The organism is Streptomyces sp. NBC_00690 (assembly GCF_036226685.1).
GTDB lineage: Bacteria > Actinomycetota > Actinomycetes > Streptomycetales > Streptomycetaceae > Streptomyces.
Map to the genome: position 1 here is coordinate 1,046,677 of NZ_CP109009.1, position 22,598 is coordinate 1,069,274.

A 22,598-nucleotide genomic window follows, 5' to 3' on the forward strand; every position below is an offset into this window, starting at 1 on the left:
CGGGGCCGAGTACCGGCAGTGGGTTGCGCGTGGTGGTGTGCATCGCCAGGCGGAGCAGAAGGCCCACGCGGTAGCCGCACTCCGCCCCGCCTGGCACTGAAGAAGTGCGATGCCGAGGAATATGGCTCGGCAAGATCCGCAAGGGGCCTTGCCGACAGCGCTACGGGCGGGACGGCGCTACAGACGGGACTTGTTCGCAAAGACCCAACGGTTGCCCGCGAGGGCATCGTTCTGTTCGGGCAGCGGGCCGCGTCCATGACGGCGGGTGAAGTCGAAGGGCGTGTGAACGGAAGTGGACCAGCCCTTGCCCACCAGATCGCCCGCAGAGTCGGGCCGTGGTTCTCCGTCGAACAGATGAAGTAGGTCAATGCCGATCTGACGGGTCGTCGAGGTGTAGAGCGGGCTGTCGCGGTAGGCCAGCAGATCCTTTTCGAGCTTGACCTCGAAGGCCAGTGCACTGCCTTCCGTACTCAGCCGGTCCACGGTGTCGATGAGATACGTCTCAGCGGCGGCGGGCAGATAGAACAACAATCCCTCGGCCAGCCAGACACTCGGGGCAGCCCGGTCGAAACCGGCGTCGGCCAGCGCCCCCACCCAGTCCGCTCGCAGATCGATCGGAATCTCTACACGCGCTGCCTTCGGGGTCGCCGAAAGCCTGTCGAGCACCGTGCGCTTGAAGGCCAGCACGCCTTCCCTGTCGATCTCGAAGACCACAGAACCGGAAGGCCAGTCGAGACGGAAGGCCCGGGAATCTAACCCCGCCCCGAGCAGCACCACTTGGCGGGCGCCGCCCGTGTGCACGGCGTGGAGGAGGAAGTCATCGAGGACCCGCGTCCGCAGACCGAAGTAGCGCGCGAATCGACCCCACAACGGATTGGCGTCCCCGTCCCGAACCTGTTGGATGCGGACCGGCCAGCCGGCGGACGCCGGTGCGGCGAGCACGAAGTGCTCGGCATAGACGTCCCGTGCCAGGGTGTCGTCACGATGGGTCTCGATCGCCCGTGCCGCAGCGACCATGAGGGCGGTCAGGCCGACACCTCCCTCCACGCCTTCGACTCCGATGCTCCCTGGCGTTGTGCCGACCACGTGTCCTCCTCAGGATGGGTTGAGACCACGAACAGTGCGAAAGGGGATGTTGGATCGTCGCTGGGCGCGCCGCGCCGCGGCTCTGGGCGTAGTGATTCCCGGAGAGCCCCGGTGGCGCGCGGCCCAGGCACCCGACCGGTTTCTCAGAGCGAGCGGATCGTTGTTCGGAACGGCCAGCGTGGGCCCGGTGAACGGGTCTGCCTCGCAACGGCTTTGCTCAGGGTCGTTGGTACGGGCAGCGTGCTGGATCGCCCACTCATCAGATCCTCCCCTCGGGTACCAGCACGGGTTTGACCACACGGCCCGCGTCGAAGTCCCGTTCGGCCTCGTTGATGTCGGCGAGCGGATACGTACGGATCAGTTCGTCGAACGGAAACCGGCCAGCCCGCCACAGTCCGATCAACCGCGGGATCAGCAGTCCGGGCACCGCGTCCCCCTCACAGATGTGGGACATCCTCCTCCCCCGATCCAGTGCCCCGGGTTCGAGCGGAAGTGCGGTGTGGAGCCGTGCCACCAGCCCGAGGTGCCCGGTCGGGCGCAGGGCCCGGAGTGCGTCGTTGATCAACGGGACGGAGGCCGTGGTGTCCAGCGCGTACTGCGCCCCGCCGTCCGTCAGTTGCTGGATACGGCCGGGCAGGTCGCCCGACGAGGCATGCAGCGGAATCGCACCGAACCGCTCGGCGAGTGCCAGCCGTTCGACGTGCCGATCAACTGCCACGATCACCGCCCCGCAGGCCGCAGCCGCCATCACCGCGCTCAGACCCACCGCCCCCGTACCGAAGACCGCGATGGTGTCGCCGGGGCCGACCCCGAAGGAGTTGAGGACCGATCCGGCTCCCGTCAGGAAGCCGCAGCCGAGCGGTCCGAGCAGTTCGATGGGCAGCGAGGGGTCGACCCGGACGGCGTTGCGGGCGGCAACCAGTGCGTATTCGGCGAACGAGGACTGACCGAACCACCGGGGGGCGAGTTCGATTCCGGCCGCGTCGGTGAACCGTGCGGGTGCCTCCTTGCGCCCTCCGAAGAGGTTGAGCGAGGCGAAGGAGTCGCAGTAGGCGGGGGCAGCGGCCTGGCAGTTCCGACAGTGCCCGCAGGAGTCGAAGGTCAGTACGACATGATCGCCGGTGTTCAGGCCGGTGTGCGGGCCCGTCTCCACCACGACCCCGGCACCCTCGTGCCCGAGCACCGCCGGTAGCGGTGAGCGGCCTGCCGAACGCCGGACCGCAAGATCGGTCCGGCACACCCCACAGCCCGCGATCCTGACCAGGACCTCGTCATCGGCAGGACCATGAGCAAGGATCACCTCCTCGACGGCGTATCGGCCCTCGGGCGAGCGCAGGACCGCAGCGCCGAACCTCATCGTCACGCTTCCTCCGGGCGGTGCACGACGAACGGCCGCAGATTCCCGTAGAGCCCCCATGGCCCGCCCGCAAAGCCGACACCGCTCTCCTTGATGCCCGCGAAGGGCTGGGCGAGGGAGAGTTCGGCGTGGTGGTTGATCCATGCGGTGCCGCACTCCAGCCGGTCGGCCACCGCTTCGGCCTGATCCAGATCGGTACCCCACACCGAGCCGCCCAGCCCGAAGCCGGTGTCATTGGCCGACTCGACCGCCTCGTCGAGACTCCGGTACGGCAGCACCGGCAGCACCGGACCGAATTGCTCCTCGGTCACCACCGGGCTGTCAGGTGGGACATCCGCCAGGATCGTCGGGGCGTGGAAGTAGCCCGGTCGATCCAGCCGATGCCCACCGGCCACAACCCTGGCACCGTCCGCCAGGGCCCGGGCCGTGTAGTGCTCGACGCGGGCCAGTTGGCGGGGGTTGTTGACCGGGCCCAACTGCGTGCCGGGGTCAAGACCTGCTCCCACCACGGCGCCCTTCGCGCGCTCTGCGAGGGCCTCGACGACATCGGAGTACAGCCCGGCGGGGGCGTAGACGCGTTTGACCGCCATGCAGACCTGTCCGCAATTGCGGAACGCGGCCCAGAACAGCCGGTCCGCGATCTGCTCCACATCGACGTCGTCCAGCAGGATGGCCGCGTCGTTGCCACCCAACTCCAGGGTGACCCTGGCCAACGAGCCCGCCGCCGCCTCCGCAACGGCCCGCCCGGTGGGAATCGAACCGGTGAAGGTCACATGGCGAATGCCCGGATGGGAAGCCAGTCGGGCGCCAAGGGGTTCGCGACCGGTGACGATCGTGAGTACGTCCTCGGGGAGCGCGGTGGCGATGACCGCCCCCAACAGCCGGGTGGCGAGGGGTGTGAAGGGCGAGGGTTTGACTACCACCGTGTTGCCAGCGGCGAGCGCGGGCGCGAACTTCGCCGACGCGAGTTGGAGGGGAAAGTTCCATGGGACGATCGCGGCGACGGGCCCGAGCGGTCGCCAGCGGATCTCACTGCGTACCGGCCGACCGTCCACAATGCGCTCGGCCCCGGGGGCGAGCTCGGCGAAGTAGCGTAGACGGGCCGCCGTGCGAGCGATCTCCGCGTACGACTCCGACAGCGGTTTGCCCTGTTCACGGGTGAGCAGGGGCGCGATCTCCACCCCGGCCGCCTCCACCGCGTCGGCTGCCGCGAGCAGTGCGGTGACCCGGGCTTCGGGGTCGGACCGCCAGCAGCGCCAGGCATCGTGGGCCCGGCCGACGGCACTGTCCAACTCGTCGTTCTGCTGGTCTGGAGCTTCCGCGAAGGTTTCGCCCGTTGCCGGATCGAGGACCGCGAAGTACTCGCCGGATACGGGCACCGAGTGGGACCGGCTTGTCGTCCTACCGGCCATCAGTTGGCGGCGGTGACGACAGCCGCGTGCTCCCGGGCATGCCGGTCCATCTCCGCCCGGAAGGCGGCCACCAATTCCGGCTGAATCCTCCCGGTGGTGCGGTCGCCGCCCGCGCAGACCGCCCCACGTACCCCCACGATGTCCGTGCCGATGCGGGTCAGCTCGCCGAGATCTCCCACCTGCACACTGCCCGCCAGCGCGGCGAGAAGACCCGCCTCATGGGCCCGCCGCACGAACTCCGCGCAGACGTCCGGCGGAACGTGGTCGAAGAGCCGGGTGCCGTCTTTGATCGCGGTGTCGAGCATGGCCGCATCGGAGCCGGAACGGCGGGCGATGTCGGGCAGTGCGAGCGGGTTGACACAGCCGATCCGATGGGCGTCGGCATAGCCCGAGGCGACGACGAAGGCGTCCGGCCGGTAGTCCTTCACCGCCCGGACAACCCCCCGCATGACATCGATGGCCTGCTCGGGCGTGGTGCATCCGTAGAGGCCGACCTTGATGTACGTGGCTCCGGAGACGGCCGCACCGAGCGCCGCCTGAGCCACCGTGCCCGGTTTGTACGGCACATCTCCCACAGTGGCCGAGACCGGCTTGTCAGCAGGGACCGCCTCACGGATCTCCCTGATGACCCACGGGTAGTTCGCGCCGAGCGAGCCCTCGTCCGGCTTCTTGACGTCGACGATGTCGAGGTGCTGCGCCGCCTTCGCACAGTCGAGGGCCTCCTCGACGCCGTCCGGAGAGATGAGAAGCAACAACGTGAACCCCTTTCGCCGCAAGCACACCTGCCCTGGGACAGGTGTGTGCGGAGCCGTCTGGATCACTTGCGGTTGCTCATCATTACTGCGCCCAACGGTCGTCGGTAGGGCGCGCAAAATCCGGACGGGTTTCGCCATCGCGCCCCCCGTGCGCCGTGCACGCCCCCCTGGAACCGGCTCGCGCCCGGACCACAGGGATCCACTGCACGAACCGGCTCCCGGCCTCGTTCCGGGCGGAGTCAGACGTCAGAGGGCGAACCGACTGTGCGGCGGGCGGCGGGGATCGCTATGCGTCCGGCTGCCAGTCGAACGGGAAGTGCTTGCTGGAGCCGCCCCGGTATTGACTGGAGAAGTCGAAGCCTTCGGCACGATCCGCGTTCACCACACCCCAGGTCGCCACCTGGCCGGGTCCCACCTCCGCCCCGGGAGCATTGATCAACTGCACCCGGCGCTCGGGGTCCGAAGTGGGACCGGTGAGCGCCGTGGCTCCCACACTCACCTTGTCGGATACGGTGGCACGCCAGTACGCGAGGTCCTGTGCGGCATCGAACTGGATCGGGGCGTACTCCACACTGCGAACCTCACTGATCAGTGAGCCGAACTTGCCCGGCCAGCCGCCCACGTTGCCCCGGAAGATCTCCTCCAACGCATCCCGTTGTGTCGGAGTCCCCTTCGCATCGATGTAGAACATCGCCGTCATCGTGGCGTCGGGATCGTCCACCCACATGTTCCCGGCGAACTCGCCGAGGGCCACGACTCCCAGACCGTCCAGACGTACGTCCCCGAAGTGCCCTTCGTGGATCTGCCAGACGAGTGTGAACAGACAGCAGCCGTTCGTCGGGGCCTGCGCAAAGGTGCAAGGACAGGGCATCGAGCAACTGCACACGTCGAACCACTCGCCCTTGAGGTGCCAGTTCGTCTCGCTCATGGACCGTTCCCCTCTAATTGGATACCCCGGTGGGGTATCTCTCTGTCGCCAGAGGTTAACCAGCGAGCCATCGTCACGTCAAATACCCGTAGGGGGTATGCGGTTGTGCCGATGGGAGAGGGTTCATGACCCTTCCTGCACCTTCCGTCGCCCGACGAGGCCAACAGCAGTGGGCTCGGTGGTGGCCGACCGCCCACCGCCGAGCCCACTGCATGAGGTACTTCCGTGGTGCACAACCCACCCGCCCCGACGTCAGATGGGGTGACGGCCGGACAGGTGCAGCGCCCACGCCACCTGACTGATCCGGGGCGGCCGTCCCTAAGGGGTCAGGGCCGAGTGCAAAGCGTCGAACCTGCGCCGAAGTTCGGTGACAGGGATGGGACCGAGTTCCATCCGTAGCTGACACACCTCGTCATCCCCGTTGGGCGTCAGACACACGAGGAAGGCGAACCCACTCCCCACGGATTCCGCGGTCAGCGTCATGGGGTTGTTGCGGCCCGGAGTCATGGCCGTTGAGAAGCGGCGCCCCGACGGGGCACGGAGCTGAGCGAGCATCCGCGTGGCGAAGTCCAACACTTCCTCCACGGTGAGGTGAGCGTCGAAGTCCGCCCTCAGCCGGGAACACCAATCGGCGGACAGTTGCCAGTTGTCCCCGCCCGTGTGTTCCAACTCCAGCCACGCAACATCACTGCCGAGACGTATCCGTGCGCTGTCCATCATGAAATCCTCCGGTACCCGTGATCTTCGGCCTGGATCCTTTGGGTGTCGCGCTCCATCGCGAGAAATCAGCAGCATCCCGAGCCGCTTGAGCAGGACGAGCGGCACAGCGCCTTAAGCGGTGATGACGGATGCCGAGGAGCCGGATCGCAACACGTGGTCGATGTGTATCTGGCGTGCGATGAACCGTCCGTTCTCGACGGTGGCCGAAATGCCCACCGTGGCAAGTGAGTTCCCGTCCGGGAGCCCGGCATAGTAGAGGCCGGGAACCGCTCCGAGGATGCCCTTGTGCTGGACGGGTGCGCCGTGTTCGTCGAGCACTCCAGCCGGAAGAATTCGATAGTCGGGGGTGAATCCGGTGCACCAGACGATCGTTGTGATGTCGTGGCGCGCCAGATCGAGACTGCTTCCGAAGTCCGCAATGCACTCCAGGTCGACTTCAGGGACCGGCTTCTGTTCCGGCACCGGGAATCCTCGGTCGAGTATCCCGGCATCGATCTTGTCGATCACCTGCCGAAACGAACGGGCGGATTCCGCCGCAATGGTGGTGACGTTGTCCGCCAGGAAGAGCATCCGCTGCTCCGCCGCGCGTGTCGAGCCGACGAGGACAACTCCTCTCCTCGCCAGTGTGCCGAGATTCAGATCGCCGCTTCCGTCCTTCCGGGCGGTCACTGGCAGGCCCGGCAGTGTCGCTGTCCCACCGATGCCCGGGGTGACAAAGTCTTCGTAGAGGGAGAAGGCGAACATCCACTCGAACAGACTGCGGCCACGGTAGTGCCCCGGCCATGCGTGGTGGCGGCCGATCGACAGGAAGACGGCACGTCCGGCACTCGCGAGTTCGTCCGCGATCTGTTGACCGCTGATCCCCGCCCCTACGACGAGGACCGCCCCATCCGGCAGGGAATCGGGGTTGCGATAGTCGCGCGAGTGCAGTTGCTTGATGGACGGATCGATGTCGGACGCCAACTCGGGCACCCGAGGAGCCGCGTAACCACCCACCGCCGCGACCAGGTTGCGGGACTCGATGACATCACCCGTGGTCAGATGGGTCCTGAACCGTACGTTGTCGCTGTCGGAAGCGCCCGGAGGGCACTCGACCTCCCGGACGGTCGTGTGCTGCCGCACCGGGAGGTCGCGCTCCTCCGCGTAGCGGCGCAGATGCCGGGCGAGTTCCCGTCCCGACATGGCACCGTCGGGGTCATCACCGTCGTAGTCCCAACCGGGGAACCGAACCGATCGATTCCCACTGCCCACAACCAGACTGTCCCACCGCTCGTACTTCCAAGCCTGACCTATCTCTCCCCGTTCCAGGACCAGGGATTCCCGGCCGAGCTCCTGCAAGGCCGCGGCTACTCCACATCCTTGCTGGCCAGCGCCGATGACGACGGTCTCCGCGTATTCGAGTTCTGCCACGATCGAACCCCTCTTCCCCATGGTCGCGCTGAGTTGTCTGCTATCGCTGACCGCGCCCGGTCCACGGACCAGCACGGCCGCCTCAGATCCCATTGCCCTGCACGTATCAGCCAGTCGTCCACCGTCCGTACGCCCACCGTTCGCGTGAGACGACCCGTGAGAAGCGGGAGCCGATGGTCGCAGGAGCAGATCGATTCTGAGGCTGCGCCTGCTGAGAATCCTGTCTTCTCAAGTCGACTTGATGTCAACTAGAGGGGGGCGTCAACATGCGGGCTCCCTGCGGGAAGCACGGCGGGGTTCACCCTCGCGTCCCTGGCGGTGGGCTCGTTGATGTGCCTGGGCAGGCTCGACCCGTGGGCACACCATCGGGCAAGGGGATCCGTCTCCAGCGCCGACTTCGGCCGCTCATGTGGTCCACGACATCAGGAGGACACAGCGAGTTGTGATGGAATCCCGGTGGATCTTCCCCGGTGTGATGAAACGGCGATGATCCGTTTCGACGCCGGGCGGCGATGAAGCCGGCCCGCGTCCGAGTTCTCCTGCCGAGTCTGCGGTCGGTCAGCCGTCAGAGACTGGTGAGCAGGTCGTCGAGCGGGGTCGGTACGCGGTCGGGGTCGAGGGCCTCGACGAGGACCTGGCCGTAGCGGATCTTGCGGCCCTTCTTGGTGCCGAGGAAGCGCCGCAACTGCCGATGGCGGGGCCGACCGTGTTGTGCGGGCTGGCGCAGGAAGGTTTGCAACGCGCGCACATCGCCTTCTGCCCGGACGAGCTCCTCCACTCGTGTGACGCCCAACGCCCGGATGAGTTCGTCCTCCAGATCGGCCTCGCAGACGAAGAACCCTTCTGGAGCAGCGCCGGCCCGTTCCCAGCCGCTGGCGTAGTAGCGGCGCTCCGCCTCGTCGCACAGCCCTGTGAGCCGCAGGCCCAAACCAGATGGTCCGAGGAGGGCGGCATAGCGTGCAACGCTCATCGCACCGCCCATGGACAGCACGCAGATCCCTTCGGCCTCCAGGTCCCTACCGCGGCTCGCGGCCAGCGCATTGACCGCTGCGGCATCGCTGGGTCCTTCGAGCAGGACCACCGTCCGGACGGTCAGCCGCACGGCGAGCTCGCGTGCAAGGTCACCGGGACCGCCGGCCGCCCACACATCGACCGCTTCCCGGAACTTCGCCAGATCAGCCATGGGTGAAGTCTCCGCCTTCCTTCCCCGCCGCGGTGGGGAATTTCCGTCCGTGCATCGACCGGAAGCCGAGCCGCCGACATCGCTTTCGGCAGCTGACAGACCAGGTGCCGACAGGCGGGGCGAGTTCCCGAGAAGCCCTGGTGGCCCGCGCCCTAGACGGAGTTGGCGAACCGGGCCCGTCGTAGATCGCGCAGCAACGCGATCTCGGCCATGTGGTGGATGAACTCCAGATTGGCCCCCGCCAGCACGGCGATGAAGGGGTCGTCAGCATCGGAGCCGTACGGGTACTGGGAGTAGCCGACCGTGTCGAGTTGCTCTTCGGTGACGGCGTCGATGCCTTCGCGCCAGCGGTCGATCAGCGCCCAGAACCGCTTGAGCGCCAAGTCCGCGGAAGGGGTGAAGTCGACCAGCAGGTTCGGCTCCAGCCTCCGCCCGCCGAAGGTCCATTCCCACTGGCCGGCCAAGCAGGAGTGCAGATGCCCCAGCCGCCATGCGATCGTCGTGACCGGTACTTCGTCAGGCGCCGGCTCACCTGTGTGGGCAAGGACCTGTTCGACGCGTTCGACGCTCACGCTCCAGTCCTCGGCGATCTTGGCGATGGTCATACCACCAGCAGCTTGCCGAGCGACCTCGGCGTACTCGTTCGCCGGAATGTCCGCCGCGCCCTTGTCGAGCACCCAGTCGCCCGGCCCGTACGCCCGAGGGGTCACCGCCTCGTCCCGACGCCGGATCGACCAGCAACCAGCCACCGGCTCCCATAGGTACTCCTCGTCGGTGAGCCCCCTGAGCCGTACCTCGGCCATCGCCCTGGCCTGGTCGAATTGGTCGAGCAACAGGCCCAGACGGTCGGTCCGAATGCCCTCGATCTCCATGCCCTGCTCCCCATCCTGGTCCTGTCCCAGACCTCACCGAGCCGGACGTTAGCGGCTGGCCGGACGGATGGCGACTGAATTCCTCCCGCCGTCCGCAAGCCGGCGACGCAGTCGGGCCGCGTCCTGAGCGGGCGGCAGCCCATAGGCGCGCCGGTACTCGCGGTTGAACTGGGTGGCGCTCACATATCCGACGGATTCCGCGACGAGCGCCGCCGTGGTGTTGCCGGCGACCAGGAGCCGCCTTGCCTCCTGGAGGCGCAACTGCTTCTGAAATCGCAACGGGCTCATACCGGTGGCCGCCTTGAAGCGCCGGTGCAGGGTTGCGGTGCTCATATGCGCCACCTTCGCAATGGTGTCGACACTGAGCGGTTCGGCGAAGTACTCGGAGATCCATATGGCGGCGGCGCGTACCCGGGCCGCTCCGGAGTCCGCCACCGCGAACTGGCGCAGGGCTGGACCGAGCGGAGTGCCGAGCAATCGGTAAAGGATCTCGCCCTCGATGCGCGCGGCCAGCGGACGAATGTCGTCAGGGGTGTCGAGCAGGCCGACCCACCGGGTGACCGCGTCAAGGAGTTCCGGGGTGATCGGCGCACCGATCTGTTCACCGGGGCCAGGGCCCGCGGGCGGGCCCGCTGCATCGAGTTCCAGCAGCAGATCGGCGAGCAGCCGGCCGTCGAGCCGGAGTACCACCGACCGGTAGGGCACCTGCTCGAAGGTGGCGGTGACCGGAGCCACGACGGAGTTGAGCAGCATCTCGCCCTCGCCTGTGACCCAACTGCGGTCGCCCGCCACCATGCGTTTCGCACCGCCGATGGTGAAACAGACCATGGGCAGATAGAGGAGATCGACGGTGGGGACGGGCTCGTCGAGCGTGACCAGGGTGAGATGCGGCACCGCGCTGTCGGACCACAGTCCCACGCTGTGCCGGGCGATCGCCGCGGAGAGACGGTCCGGCATTTAGGGACTCCCTTGCTGAGAGGATCGGGCAATCCTATGCGGCCTTGGCCCCATGACTCCCGCCCGACGCGCTCCTAGCGTTGAACACATGACACATGACAAACGACTGCCAGAACGAAAACTCGGCACACAGGGTCTGCGGACCGGTGCGATCGGCCTCGGCACGATGGGGATGACACTGGCGTACGGCGCTGCCGACGAAGACGGCGGTGTCGCGACCATTCGCCGGGCGTACGACCTGGGCGTCACCCTCTTCGACACGGCGGAACTGTACGGTCTGGGCACGGGCAGCAATGAGCAACTACTCGGACGCGCCGTACAGGGCTTCCGTGACGACGTCTCCATCGCCACGAAGTTCGGTTTCGATCTGAGTGATCCGAGCAAAGCCGGCGTCGCATTGAACAGCCGGCCGGAACACATCCGCGAGGTCACCGAGAACAGCCTGCGCCACCTGGGCACCGACCACATCGATGTGCTGTACCAGCACCGTGTCGACCCGGACGTACCCATCGAGGACGTGGCGGGCACGGTGGGCGAGCTGATCGCCGAAGGCAAGGTGCGCTACTTCGGATTGAGCGAGGCGGGACCCGACACCATCCGCCGCGCCCACGCCGTCCAGCCCGTTTCGGTGCTGCAAACGGAGTACTCGTTGTTCGAGCGCACCGTGGAGAGCGATGTGTTGCCGGTGGTGCGCGAACTCGGTATCGGATTCGTCCCGTACTCACCGCTCGGTCGTGGGTTCCTCACGGGTGCGGTGAAACCCGCGGCCGGTTACCCCGAGGACGACATGCGCAGTTGGGACGACCGTTGGCAACCCGGCAACTACGAGAAGAACCTGACCGCCGTACGTCAGTTGACGGCACTCGCGAACGCCAAGGGGATCGCGGTCACCCAGTTGGCGCTGGCCTGGTTGCTGGCCCAGGGCGAGGACATCGTGCCCATCCCCGGCACGCGTAGCCCGCAACGGGTGGCGGAGAACACCGCGGCTGCCCGGGTGAACCTCACATCTCAGGACCTGACGGAGATCCGGAGGATCCTGCCGTTCGGTGCCGCCGGCTCCCGCTATCCGGAGTCGATGATGCCGTCCTGGTGATGCCACCAGGCCGTGCCGGGCGACCCTGCATTGATCAGACCCAGGGTGTATGCCGCTCATGACCGTACGAACGGATAACCGTGCGTGACCGTGGGTGATGTGGAGGGCCGGGGGCTGCACAGGGTGGCTGTGGCTTCGGTTCCTGGGTCCCGGGCTGCGTCCCTGTCGGTTGAGGAGGAGACTCGAACAGTACGCGGAGCCCCCGGGGGCGATGGCTCGCGCGACTCCCCGGGGGGACACGGAGGTGATGTGGCGTGACCGGGAACAGGGCAGTGGCCTATATGAAGCCGGGGACGGTGGAGATCGAGAACATCGACTATCCGGGACTGGAGCTCCGGGACGGGCCAGGGGTGGCACGCGAGAACATCGGCCGCAAATGTCCCCACGGCGTCATCCTCAAGGTCCTGGCGACCAACATCTGCGGTAGCGACCAACACATGGTGCGCGGGCGAACCACCGCACCGGCCGGGCTGGTACTGGGGCACGAGATCACCGGCGAAGTAGTGGAGCGTGGGCCGGACGCAGAGTTCGTCCAGGTCGGCGACGTGGTGTCGGTGCCGTTCAACATCGCCTGCGGCCGATGCCGCAACTGCAAGGAGCGGCAGACCGGCATCTGTCTGAACGTGAACCCGGCCCGTCCTGGAGCCGCGTACGGCTATGTCGACATGGGCGGCTGGGTCGGCGGGCAGGCCGAGTACGTGATGATCCCCTACGCGGACTTCAACCTGCTGCGCTTCCCCGATCCCGAACAGGCACGGGCGAAACTACTCGATCTGACCATGCTGTCCGACATCTTCCCCACCGGATTCCACGGCGCGGTCACCGCGGGCACCGGGGTGGGGTCCACGGTGTACGTGGCCGGGGCTGGGCCGGTAGGGCTCGCCGCGGCTGCCTCCGCTCAACTCCTGGGCGCTGCAGTGGTGATCGTAGGAGATCTCAACGCCGAACGTCTGGCGCAGGCCCGTAGCTTCGGTTGTGAGACCGTCGATCTGACCCGGGGCACCGCCGAGGAGCAGATCGAGCAGATACTCGGCGAGCCGGAGGTCGACGCGGCCGTCGACGCCGTCGGCTTTGAAGCCCGGGCGCACGGCAAGGACTCGGAGGAGGCGCCCGCCACCGTCCTCAACTCCCTGATGGGTCTGACCCGGGCGGGCGGGGCACTCGGCATCCCCGGGCTGTATGTGACCGACGACCCCGGCGGCGTCGACCAGGACGCCCGGACGGGCACCCTGAAGGTACGGCTCGGCCTGGGTTGGGCCAAGAGTCACACCTTCGCCACCGGTCAGTGCCCCGTCATGCGCTATCACCGTGGCCTGATGCAGGCCATCCTCAATGAACGCGTCCACATCGCCCGCGCGGTCAACGCGACTGTGATCGGGTTGGACGACGCCCCGCGCGGCTACGCCGAGTTCGACCAGGGGGCCAGCCGCAAGTACGTCCTCAATCCGCACGGTGCACTCGACGGCGCCCAGCCCATCTGACCGGCCGGCCGACGCACCTCGGCCCAGCGAAGGAGGACGCCGTGACTTCGGGAGCGCCCCAGCCTGATGTATCCACCGGTTCACCCAGGTCCGTCCCGGATCTGGGGCGCAGGGTGGCCGCCCGCCGGCGTGAACTGGGCCTGTCCCGTGAGGAACTGGCCGAGGCGACCGGGTCCGTACCCGGTTTCGTTCAGTACATCGAGGAGAACGCCGCGGCTCCGGGTATGGGTGTGCTGCTGCGGCTCGCGGACGCGCTGGGCACGACGGTTCCCGAACTCACCGGCGCCACTTCCGATCAGCCACCGGGCGGCGGACGTGCGGGGGCAGACGCCCGGTTGCGGGAGTTGAACCAGACCGAATGTCACTCCCTGCTTGGCCGCACCGGAGTGGGACGCATCGCCGTCACCACCCGCGAGGGACCGGCGATCGTCCCGGTCAACTATGTGATGAGCGGGGAGGACATCGTCTACCGGACGAAGGCGGGGAGCGTGCCCGCCGCGGCTGTCGGAGCGGAGGTCGCCTTCGAGGTGGACCGGATCGACGATGCGTTCCGCACGGGCTGGAGCGTGCTCGCGGTCGGCAAGGGGCAGGAGATCACCGACACGGACCGCATCCAGGCCCTGGACGCACAGGTGAGCGACCTCGCCTGGGCGGGTGGGCACCGTGATCTCTGGGTGGCCGTTCGCCCCCACCGTCTCACCGGGCGCACCATCGAGAATGCACTGCGTCCGCCCCCGTCCTGAAGCCAACGGATCCAACCGCACGGTCGGAGCGGTTGGATCCGGCCTTGGAGGACACTCGCCCGCGGTCACCATCAGAAATTGGCCGACAAGTCACCTGGCCCGAAGCCTCAGTCGACGTCCGTGAACGGGGTGATGCGGCGGTAGGCAGCCCGCGCGTGCCGGATCCGGCCCACCACCGTACCGATGAGAGCGGCGGCCAACAGACATGCGATCCACTCGGGATCGCGATGGCCGGCCCAGGAGATCTCACCGATGGGGTGGGTCGCGAAGACGTTCAGAATTCCCCAACAGACGAGTGCCGTCCCCGGGGCAGCGGCGAATCGGCCACGGACCCCGAGCAAGGCGGCGAACACGGCGAGAGCGGCCAGCGCGAGTCTGGTGTGGTCCAGGACGCCGAGCAGGTCGAACACGCTCACCAGTCCGAAAGCGCCCGCGTACGCCGCTGTCCAGACGAAGGAAGTGGCCACGGGGTCGGGCACGGGCCTCGCGCCGTCGACCATGTGCCACCACTCCATCGTGCCTCCTTCGCCGGAATGCGGACCGCGCGCATCGCGCCATCACCCGGGAGCGAGGCTGGCTTGGACGACGCCCGCAGTCAAGGCGGCCGTCCAGATCCCGCTGGCCACACGCACGGAAGAAGCCAGGGGCCCGCGGCCGGAGTTGGGCGGACGGGAGCGACAACAGCGGCGTCTCCCGCCCGCCCGGCGGCGTGCGCCGGTGATAGCGCCCCTGATCATCCGGGGGTTCGGTTCAGTCGGCGCTGTCCGAAGTGTCGGTGTCCAGTTCGATGGTGTGCTGGGATCGCACCATCTTCAGCATCGGGCAGCGCTCGTCGGCGGCAGCGCGGAGGGTGGCGTACTGCTGTGCGGAACTCGGGCCCGTCAGGGAGACGGTCGCCCTCAGGTCATAGGGCACGTCCGGTGCATCGGAGGGGACCTCGAAGAACCGTGCGTCGTTGTTGCGGGCCCGGACGTGGACTTCGACCCGGTCGATCGGGATGTCGTCCAGTGCCGCTATGCACAACAGCGTGTGCGTCAGGCAGGTGCTGATCACCGCACAGAGCAGTTCCGGCGAGGACGGCCCGAGGCCGAATCCTCCGATGTCGGGACCCCCGTCCCCGATGAACGACCAGTCTCCGATGCGGACTTTGCGTACACCGGTCGCATCGTCGGCGACGCATACGGCCCCGATCTCCTCGTCCCAGTCGGTGTCGTGCGGACGACGGTCGGCAGCTGCACGCATGGCCGCGCCCTTGTCCTTGAGATGTTCGGCGAGACCCGGTCTGCGGGCAGGTGTGATGGTCATGGCGGGAAGCGTACGAGGCTTCCGTCGGTGCTTTCGACTCATGGTGCTTCCGTCGACGGCGCGGAAACGCCGAGGGGCCGGCCTTCCGGTACCCGGAGCGCGTGGGAAACCGCCGGCCCACGGGCGATGGTCTGCTGATCGGCCCGGTCGATAGGGTGTTCGTCTATCAACCAGGGAGCGAGGGACCTGCATGAGTGCGGACGGACGCGCCGACACGGTTCGAAGCAGGGTGTTCGGTGAGGTGGCGGAGTTGTACGACGCCGCCCGTCCCGGCTACTCGGACGCCCTGGTGCGGGACGTGCTGGCGTACGCCCGGCTGGGCGACCGCGCAGCGGTGGAGGTGGGAGCCGGGACCGGGAAGGCCACGGTCCCCTTCGCCTCGCACGGCATCCCATTGATGTGCGTGGAGCCCGATCCGCGCATGGCCGAGGTGCTACGACGCAACACCGCCGGATACCCCAGGGTGGACATCGAGGTCTGTGGCTTCGAGGAGTGGCAGCCGGGTCCCCGGCGATTCGGGCTGCTCTTCGCAGCCACGTGCTGGCACTGGATGGCACCGGATCGACGTTGGGACCTGGTTCATTCGGCGCTGGAACCGGGTGGCGCGGTGGCGCTGTTCTGGAATCCGCTCGGTGTTGTGGAGGCCGGGTTGCACACCGAACTCGCCGAGATCGACCGCCGCCACGGTGTCGTCGACTCACCGCACGGTCGGTTGGCCTCCTCCTATGGCGATGAGCCCGGCAGCGGGGGCACCGACGACAACTGGCCCGAGGCCGAGTGCCTTCGGGACGGCCGTTTCACTGATGCGCGGTCGGTCCGCTTCCGTCAGGAGGTGCGCTTCGACACCGATCGCTATCTGGCACACCTCGCCTCGGTCTCCGCCTATCGCATCTTGCCCGCGGACCGTCGCGCACAAGCTCTCGCCGACACGGCACACCTGCTGGACTCCCGGGGCGGCGGAATCGACCTGCACCACCTGAGCGACCTCTTTCTCGCCCGAACCCACTAGCGGCGGCACGGTGGACAACACCGGCTGCGATCAGCGTCGTTGGGGCCGACAGAACGGCGGCATTGGTGGCGAGCTGCCCGGATCCCACCTCCGCACCGCGCAAGAGGATCGCATGCGGAGCACTCCCACCGAGCACCGTCGGGAATCCCTGAACCGTCCTGGGCGGACGGCCTATAGTCGTCCGCGTGTCTGATCTCTCCTACCTCGCCGCCGTCCGGGATTCGTACGACACGGTCGCGCTCGACTACGTCGAACAGGTCAGATCACCGGCGGAGCTCGATCCGCTGTCCCGCGGCATGCTGAACGCCTTCGCCGAGATCGTACGGACGGCCGACCTCGGGCCGGTCGCCGATGTGGGGTGCGGGCCTGGCAAGGTCACGGCGTACCTGGCCGCGCAGGGGGTTTCCGCGTTCGGCATGGACCTTTCGCCCACGATGATCACGCTGGCCCGTCGGGCCTACCCGGACCTGCGCTTCGCCGTCGGCTCCATGCCGGCACTGGCGATCGAGGACGACTAACTCGGCGGCATCCTCGCCTACTACTCCACCCACCACACTCCACCGGCGTTGCTGCCGCTCGTGTTCGGCGAGTTCCATCGCACGCTCGCACCCGGTGGTCAGATCATGCTCGCCGGCCATGCGGGCGCCGGTGAGCACCTCCGTCCCACCGAGGCGTACGGCGGCCATCCGGTGTCCTTCGAGTGCTACCTGCTGCCACCGGATCGGATCGCCGAGCTTCTCGACCAGGCCGGGCTGATCGTCACCGCCCGCTTGGTGGGGGCATCCGACCGCGGGTCCCACAGGTCCATGGTCACCTTCCTCGCCCAGAAACCTGTCGGACCCGTGCTGCCGTAAGGTGCCGTCCCCTCTGAGGTCGGACGCCTGATGATGGCGCCTCACCTGGCCTGGTCTGCTCGACGACCGCCGAACGGACCAGGCTCGCGAAACTGATCGGCGCGCCTTCCTCCCGTACGGGATGACGTGACCTGGACGCGTCTGCCTGGTGCTTCCCACCGTGCCAGGACGTAGTCGCCCGAATGGCGACGTGCACGGTGAACCAGGCGCCCACCAAGTCGCCTTCGGCCGCCATGCTCTGCACCCGTATGCCTGAGCCCGAACACCGCGTACCACCGCACCGCAGGGGTTCGATCGACGAGTCCTCAGGGCCTCGCCGAGACATGGCGTACGGCCCTGGTGGCCGCTGTCCCGCGGTGAGTGCTGCGACCGGACGGCGCCAGGCATGGGATCGCGAGGCCCGGCGAAAGGTCTCAGCAATCCAGAGGCACGCGGTCGGCAGCCGGCAACCGCACCCATCACTGTCGCGCGTGGTTAGGCGCGGTTCGGGCGGTCGGTACAACGGCGTCCGCCTTCGCATGTTCATCCGTTCCCCCGGGCGGCCTCGTCATGGGCGGCTCGTCAGCACATCTGGCATTCGTGGGTGTTTTCTCTAGACGAGCCCCTATTTCCTGCCGTAATCTCACCGCAACGCGCACGGAATGTGCGCACTGCGCACATAGAGGTGTGGAACATGGCTGAGGCTCTAGAGAACACCGGGCTCCTGAGGCATGTCCTGGTCGTCGAAATCGGCGCCCGTACCGCCGTTGCGGCATGCGGGGGGCTCCTTGCACAGCTCGGAGCGGAGGTCGTGCTCGTCGAACCGACACGGCCCCGGACGGACCACAAGTGGACGGACAGAGCGGTGACGGCGGCCGGCAAGCGGAGCGTCGTCATAGACCACGGAACGCCCGCGGGCAGCGAGACCTATGCGGGGCTGATGCGCGCCGCCGACATCGTTCTGCTCTCCAGCGATCTCGATGGCGATGGCGATGGCGATGGCGAACGAGATCGTCAGCGAGCAACCGGTCTTCACAGAGAAGCGGAATCTGCGGACGGTTTGAACGGGAGACCCTTCCAGCGCCCCGAACGGCAGATCGTCTGCGACATCACAGCGTTCGGACACAGCGGCCCGCTCTCCGGTGTCGGCGGATCCGAGGCGCTGGTCGAGGCCGTCGCCGGGGTCGCCGAAACCACGGGGCGGCGGGACGGGCTGCCCGTACTCCTCGGTGCTCCGCTCCTGGAGATGGAGGCAGCCGTCTACGCAGCTTCGGCCGCCATCGCGGCACTGCGCGCCCGACGCCTCAATGGATTCGGGCAGCACATCGACATCGCGCTGTACGACGTCGCGGTGAACGCCCTCGCTGCATTCCTTCCGCTGCCGTTCACCGGACGTGTCGCCACCCGCAACGGCAATCGGCATCCCACGCTCTCCCCCTGGAACGCCTACCCCGCGAACGACGGATGGGTGGTGATCTGCGCACCGACGGACGACCAGTGGGCCCGGTTGTGCACGGTGATGGGCCGTCCGGAACTGGTGGACGACGATCTGTTCGCGACCACGACCCGACGAATGGAGAACGTCGACGCCATCGACGAGGTAGTCGGTGTCTGGACCGCAGGACGCCCGGTCCAGGAGTGTGTCGACGCCCTCACCAGGGCGGTGGTTCCGAGCGGCCCGGTGGTTCCCGTGGCAGAACTGGCGGACGAGCCGAATCTTCGGCACCGCTCGATGGTACGGACCGCACTCGAACCCGGTACCGGCCGAAGGGTGTTGCTCCCCGGCTGTCCGGTGCGATGGGGGCCAGATGCCCCGCCTCAGCGCATCCCGGGGCGCGATGCCGACCGCGAACACATCCTGAGCCGAATGGTGAACCACGAACGCAACGACCTACGCCCTCTTCTGGGAGCACCGGTTCCTGCACCGGTTCCTGCACCGGGACCTGGTCACCGAGGCGAATCCGCCTCCCCCGAGCCCTCATCTCCTGACACCCCGCTGCCGACGAGACCGCTCGAAGGAATCCGGGTGGTCGAGATCGGAATGAACACGGTCGGTCCACTCGCCGGCAAGCAGTTGGGTGCGCTCGGTGCCGACGTCATCAAGGTGGAACCACCCCGTGGGGACTCCAACCGTCACAACGCCCCGTTGCGCCCGGACGGTCAGTCATATGTGTTCGCCCTGCTCAACACGGACAAGAGGGGGCTGGTTCTCGATCTGCGCGAGGAGCCCGACCGCAAGGTGTTGTGGGATCTGCTCGCCTCCGCCGACGTCCTCATCGAGAACCTCAAACCGGGCTCGCTGGAACGACTCGGATTCGGGCCGAATCAAGTGAAGTCCACCCTGCCGCACCTCGTCTACTGCTCGATCAACGGCTTCGGCCACCACACCGTGTACCCGGGCCGCCCCGCACTGGACACCGTGGTGCAGGCCATGTCCGGTGTGATGAGCACGACCCTCGTGGATGGGGTTCCCACCAAGGCGGGGATCTCCGTATCAGACCAGCTCGGCGGGCTGTTCGGGCTGCTCGGTGTGCTGGCAGCCGTCGAACAGCGCGAGATGCACGGCGGGCCCGGCGCCACCCTGGACCTGGCCATGCAGGACGGCTCCGCATGGGCGACACACCGCAACTGGAACGGCACGCCCGCCCCGCGGGCAGCAATCGTGGCCGGTTTGACCGGCCCTGCCCTCGACGAGAACGGCCGACGCACTCCGGTCGCCACGGTCGACGAAGTGCTCGCCCAGGAGCAGACCTTTGCCCGCGGCCTGATCGTTGAACGCCCGACGTCCGACGGTGACCGCTGGACCGTACTCGGGCCGCCGTTCCGGTTGGAGTCCACACCCACCGACGTCCACAGCGTGATGCCCAGGCTCGGTTTCCCCGATCCCGGTCTCACCGCCGAGTTCGGCGCCCGGGGCGACACCGCACCGGACGTACTCGTGGCAAGGGAGCACTGACCATGCCCGACCTCGATCGACTCACCGCGCTGCGGGACGACATCGCCATCGTGGGCATCGGCGAGACCGACTATCCCGGTGACTACGCCCTGGCCCGACGCGGGGAGCGCCCCCACGACGCGTACGGATACGCCGCCACCGCGTTCCGCAGGGCGCTCGACGACTGCGGACTGACCCGCGACGACATCGACGGACTGATCGCCGGACCGGCCACCGCGAGCGAACGGCTCGGCGAAGTGCTCGGCATGGATGTGCGCTGGGCCGACCAGGCGGACGCGGTCCAAGCCGTCCTCAAGGCCGCCCTCGCCATCCACACGGGTGTGGCGGAGTGCGTGGCCCTGGTCTACGGCAACGACCAACGCACTGCCGGCACCGCGTACGGTGGCCACAACGCTATGGGTGGGGAGCGCCACCTCGCGTACACCTACTACGCGCCCTGGGGCCTGACCTCGCAAGGAGCGCTCTATGCGCTGCTCGCCAACCGCTACCAGGCCGTCACCGGGCTCACCGCGCGGGAACTCGGCCAGGTGGCCGTCGCACAACGCGCCTTCGCACAGCTCAATCCGAACGCCGTCATGCGCGGCCCACTGAACATCGACGACTATCTGTCCGCCCGGTACATCTGCGAACCGCTACGGCTGTTCGACTACTGCCTGATCAACGACGGCGGTGTGGCCCTGATCGTGACGACTGCCGAACGGGCACGCCGGCTCGGCCGCCCCGCAGTGCTGCTGAGCGGCATCGGGCGCGCCGACCACAACCGGGACGCAACAAGCCTGCGGCCACGACTGGTCGACTTCTACCGCCCGGCGCAGCGCAAGGCCGCCGAGCAGGTCTATGCCATGGCGGGGGCGGGGCCGTCCGATGTGGACGTCCTCCAGGTGTACGACAGCTTCAGTGTGCACGTGCCACTCGCCCTGGAGGGCTTCGGCTTCTGTGCGGAGGGGGACGCGGGGAGCCTGCTCGCCGACGGCGGTCTGGGGCCGGGCGGGCGACTGCCGGTGAACACCGCGGGCGGGCATCTCTCAGGCAGCTATATGCAGGGCTGGGGCCACCAGGTCGAATGCGTACGCCAACTGCGCGGGGAGGCCGGTGAGCGACAGATCCCGCAGGCCAGGACCGCCCAGTACATCTCCGATGTCGCGGGCAAGGTGACCTCGCTGATCTATCGGGCCCATCGAGGGGTTGACGCATGAACCAGACACCGAGGCCGGCACCCCCTTCGGGCCGCTACGACGCTCCGTACTGGAAGTACGCGGCAGCGGGCGAGTTGCGGTTGCAGCGGTGCGGCGGATGCGGACGCTTCCGCTATCCACCGGGACCGGTCTGTCCCGATTGCCTGGCGGAGGAGGCGTCCTGGGAACGTCTGTCCGGCACCGGCACACTGCTGGCCTGGACGGTGTTCCACCGGCAGTACTTCCCCTGGATTCCGGCCCCCTATCTCGTGGGCGCGGTCCGTACGACGGAGGGTCCGATCCTCATCGGCAACCTGGTCGGCATCGACGCGACCGGGCTGATCCACGACATGCCCCTGCGGGCCGTCTTCGAACCCGTCACACCCACCGACACCGGCCTTCCGGCCACGGCGGTCGCGAAGGCCCCCGACCAATCCCCCGACGGAACATGGCGCCTGTGCCAGTGGACCCCGTCGCCCACCCATTCACACCACGAGGAGCAGGCATGAACGCAGTCAGCGCACCGGAGTCCACCACCTATGACAGCGTCTCGCGCGGACGTGACTTCGCCGTACGCGACCGGGTCGTCGTCATCACCGGCGGCGGCCAGGGCATAGGCCGCGAGTACGCACGGGAGTTCGCCGCGGCAGGGGCCATCACGGTGATCGCGGAGATCAACGGGGACTCCGCCCGCAAGGTCGCCGCGGAGATAGCCCGTGCAGGTGGCACAGCCCTCGCGGTGGAGACGGATGTCTCCGATCCCGAATCCGTGGAGGCGCTCGTCGAGTCGGTCGTCCGGGAGTACGGACGTGTCGATGTGCTGATCAACAATGCGGCCATCTTCTCCAGTCTCGCGATGCGCCCGTTCGATGAGATTCCCCTCGACGAGTGGGACGCGGTGCTCGGTGTCAATGTGACCGGCGCCTTCCTCTGTGCCCGCGCCGTCGCCCCGCATATGCGGCAGGCGGGCTGGGGACGGATCGTGAACATCGTCTCGGGCGCAGTGCCCCTGGGAGTCAAGAACTACCTCCACTACGTGACGTCGAAGGCCGCCCTCGTCGGTATGACCAACTCCCTCGCCAGGGAGTTGGGCAGCCACGGCATCACGGTCAACGCGGTACAGCCCGGTGGGACGTTCACCGAGGTACCGCGCGAGACGGTCACCGAGGAGGGCAAAGCACGGCTCATCGCCGCCCAGTGCATCCAGCGCGAGGAAGTGCCGATGGACCTCGTCGGCCTGGTGCTGTTCCTGAGCACCCCAGCAGCCGCCTTCATCACCGGGCAGACCATCGCCTGCGACGGCGGCCTCACCCACACCTGACC

At 67.8% G+C, this 22,598-nt stretch carries 20 protein-coding genes and 1 pseudogene; 9 read left to right on the plus strand and 12 right to left on the minus strand.

From position 1 onward, the window contains the following. Positions 1 to 177: 177 nt before the first annotated feature. The 10 genes from OID54_RS04560 to OID54_RS04605 form a co-directional block, all read right to left on the minus strand. On the minus strand, positions 178 to 1,086 hold the full coding sequence (locus tag OID54_RS04560; RefSeq protein ID WP_329014264.1) for a class I SAM-dependent methyltransferase: 909 nt from the start codon (positions 1,084 to 1,086) through the stop codon (positions 178 to 180). Positions 1,087 to 1,345: 259 nt separating this feature from the next. Next, complete coding sequence (locus OID54_RS04565; RefSeq protein ID WP_329027261.1) at positions 1,346 to 2,443, minus strand: NAD(P)-dependent alcohol dehydrogenase; 1,098 nt, start codon at positions 2,441 to 2,443, stop codon at positions 1,346 to 1,348. Positions 2,444 to 2,445: 2 nt separating this feature from the next. Further along, positions 2,446 to 3,822 carry an aldehyde dehydrogenase family protein gene (locus tag OID54_RS04570; RefSeq protein WP_329014267.1) on the minus strand — a complete coding sequence of 459 codons (1,377 nt, stop codon included), beginning with the start codon at positions 3,820 to 3,822 and terminating at the stop codon, positions 2,446 to 2,448. 32 nt (positions 3,823 to 3,854) lie between these two features. Beyond that, positions 3,855 to 4,610 carry a (5-formylfuran-3-yl)methyl phosphate synthase gene (locus OID54_RS04575; protein WP_329014271.1) on the minus strand — a complete coding sequence of 252 codons (756 nt, stop codon included), beginning with the start codon at positions 4,608 to 4,610 and terminating at the stop codon, positions 3,855 to 3,857. A gap of 286 nt (positions 4,611 to 4,896) precedes the next feature. Beyond that, entirely contained in the window at positions 4,897 to 5,538 is a 642-nt protein-coding gene (locus tag OID54_RS04580; protein ID WP_329014274.1) for a DUF1326 domain-containing protein, read from the minus strand. 318 nt (positions 5,539 to 5,856) lie between these two features. Beyond that, the gene (locus OID54_RS04585) at positions 5,857 to 6,258 is read right to left on the minus strand and encodes a hypothetical protein (protein WP_329014276.1); all 402 of its coding nucleotides are present in this window, start codon (positions 6,256 to 6,258) and stop codon (positions 5,857 to 5,859) included. Positions 6,259 to 6,369: 111 nt separating this feature from the next. Next, positions 6,370 to 7,668 carry a flavin-containing monooxygenase gene (locus OID54_RS04590; RefSeq protein WP_329014278.1) on the minus strand — a complete coding sequence of 433 codons (1,299 nt, stop codon included), beginning with the start codon at positions 7,666 to 7,668 and terminating at the stop codon, positions 6,370 to 6,372. Positions 7,669 to 8,233: 565 nt separating this feature from the next. Further along, complete coding sequence (locus OID54_RS04595) at positions 8,234 to 8,851, minus strand: TOPRIM nucleotidyl transferase/hydrolase domain-containing protein (protein WP_329014281.1); 618 nt, start codon at positions 8,849 to 8,851, stop codon at positions 8,234 to 8,236. A gap of 152 nt (positions 8,852 to 9,003) precedes the next feature. Beyond that, a complete protein-coding gene (locus tag OID54_RS04600) occupies positions 9,004 to 9,723 on the minus strand; it encodes a DinB family protein (protein WP_329014283.1) in 720 nt (239 codons plus the stop codon). A 48-nt stretch (positions 9,724 to 9,771) separates the two neighbouring features. Beyond that, positions 9,772 to 10,680 (minus strand): AraC family transcriptional regulator, encoded by a 909-nt coding sequence (locus OID54_RS04605; RefSeq protein WP_329014286.1) that lies wholly within the window; start codon positions 10,678 to 10,680, stop codon positions 9,772 to 9,774. 88 nt (positions 10,681 to 10,768) lie between these two features. Between OID54_RS04605 and OID54_RS04610 the strand changes: the two genes are divergently transcribed. The 3 genes from OID54_RS04610 to OID54_RS04620 all read left to right on the plus strand — a co-directional run bounded on the left by OID54_RS04610 (position 10,769) and on the right by OID54_RS04620 (position 13,997). Continuing rightward, positions 10,769 to 11,773 (plus strand): aldo/keto reductase, encoded by a 1,005-nt coding sequence (locus OID54_RS04610; protein ID WP_329014289.1) that lies wholly within the window; start codon positions 10,769 to 10,771, stop codon positions 11,771 to 11,773. A gap of 254 nt (positions 11,774 to 12,027) precedes the next feature. Beyond that, positions 12,028 to 13,254, plus strand: coding sequence for a formaldehyde dehydrogenase, glutathione-independent (gene fdhA / locus OID54_RS04615; RefSeq protein WP_329014292.1), 1,227 nt, complete (start codon positions 12,028 to 12,030; stop codon positions 13,252 to 13,254). Between the two features lie 41 nt (positions 13,255 to 13,295). Then, positions 13,296 to 13,997 (plus strand): helix-turn-helix domain-containing protein, encoded by a 702-nt coding sequence (locus OID54_RS04620; protein ID WP_329014295.1) that lies wholly within the window; start codon positions 13,296 to 13,298, stop codon positions 13,995 to 13,997. A 107-nt stretch (positions 13,998 to 14,104) separates the two neighbouring features. On the opposite strand, the gene OID54_RS04625 is transcribed toward OID54_RS04620, so the two are convergent. Beyond that, on the minus strand, positions 14,105 to 14,512 hold the full coding sequence (locus tag OID54_RS04625; protein ID WP_329014298.1) for a hypothetical protein: 408 nt from the start codon (positions 14,510 to 14,512) through the stop codon (positions 14,105 to 14,107). A gap of 235 nt (positions 14,513 to 14,747) precedes the next feature. After that, entirely contained in the window at positions 14,748 to 15,302 is a 555-nt protein-coding gene (locus tag OID54_RS04630) for an OsmC family protein (protein ID WP_329014301.1), read from the minus strand. Between the two features lie 190 nt (positions 15,303 to 15,492). Here OID54_RS04630 and OID54_RS04635 point away from each other — a divergent pair, with 190 nt between their 5' ends. From OID54_RS04635 to OID54_RS04660, 6 genes and pseudogenes are all read left to right on the plus strand, one after another. Beyond that, positions 15,493 to 16,311 (plus strand): class I SAM-dependent methyltransferase, encoded by an 819-nt coding sequence (locus OID54_RS04635; protein WP_329014304.1) that lies wholly within the window; start codon positions 15,493 to 15,495, stop codon positions 16,309 to 16,311. A 185-nt stretch (positions 16,312 to 16,496) separates the two neighbouring features. Beyond that, a pseudogene (locus tag OID54_RS04640) lies at positions 16,497 to 17,165 on the plus strand (class I SAM-dependent methyltransferase). A 673-nt stretch (positions 17,166 to 17,838) separates the two neighbouring features. After that, the gene (locus tag OID54_RS04645) at positions 17,839 to 20,100 is read left to right on the plus strand and encodes a CoA transferase (protein WP_329014307.1); all 2,262 of its coding nucleotides are present in this window, start codon (positions 17,839 to 17,841) and stop codon (positions 20,098 to 20,100) included. 2 nt (positions 20,101 to 20,102) lie between these two features. After that, complete coding sequence (locus tag OID54_RS04650) at positions 20,103 to 21,296, plus strand: thiolase family protein (protein WP_329014310.1); 1,194 nt, start codon at positions 20,103 to 20,105, stop codon at positions 21,294 to 21,296. Beyond that, positions 21,293 to 21,784: a Zn-ribbon domain-containing OB-fold protein gene (locus OID54_RS04655; protein WP_329014313.1), complete on the plus strand. Its 492-nt coding sequence runs from the start codon at positions 21,293 to 21,295 to the stop codon at positions 21,782 to 21,784. The genes OID54_RS04650 and OID54_RS04655 overlap by 4 nt, the downstream gene beginning before the upstream one ends. Next, positions 21,781 to 22,596, plus strand: a complete 816-nt coding sequence (locus OID54_RS04660; RefSeq protein WP_329014316.1) for an SDR family NAD(P)-dependent oxidoreductase — start codon at positions 21,781 to 21,783, stop codon at positions 22,594 to 22,596. The genes OID54_RS04655 and OID54_RS04660 overlap by 4 nt, the downstream gene beginning before the upstream one ends. Positions 22,597 to 22,598 lie beyond the last annotated feature (2 nt).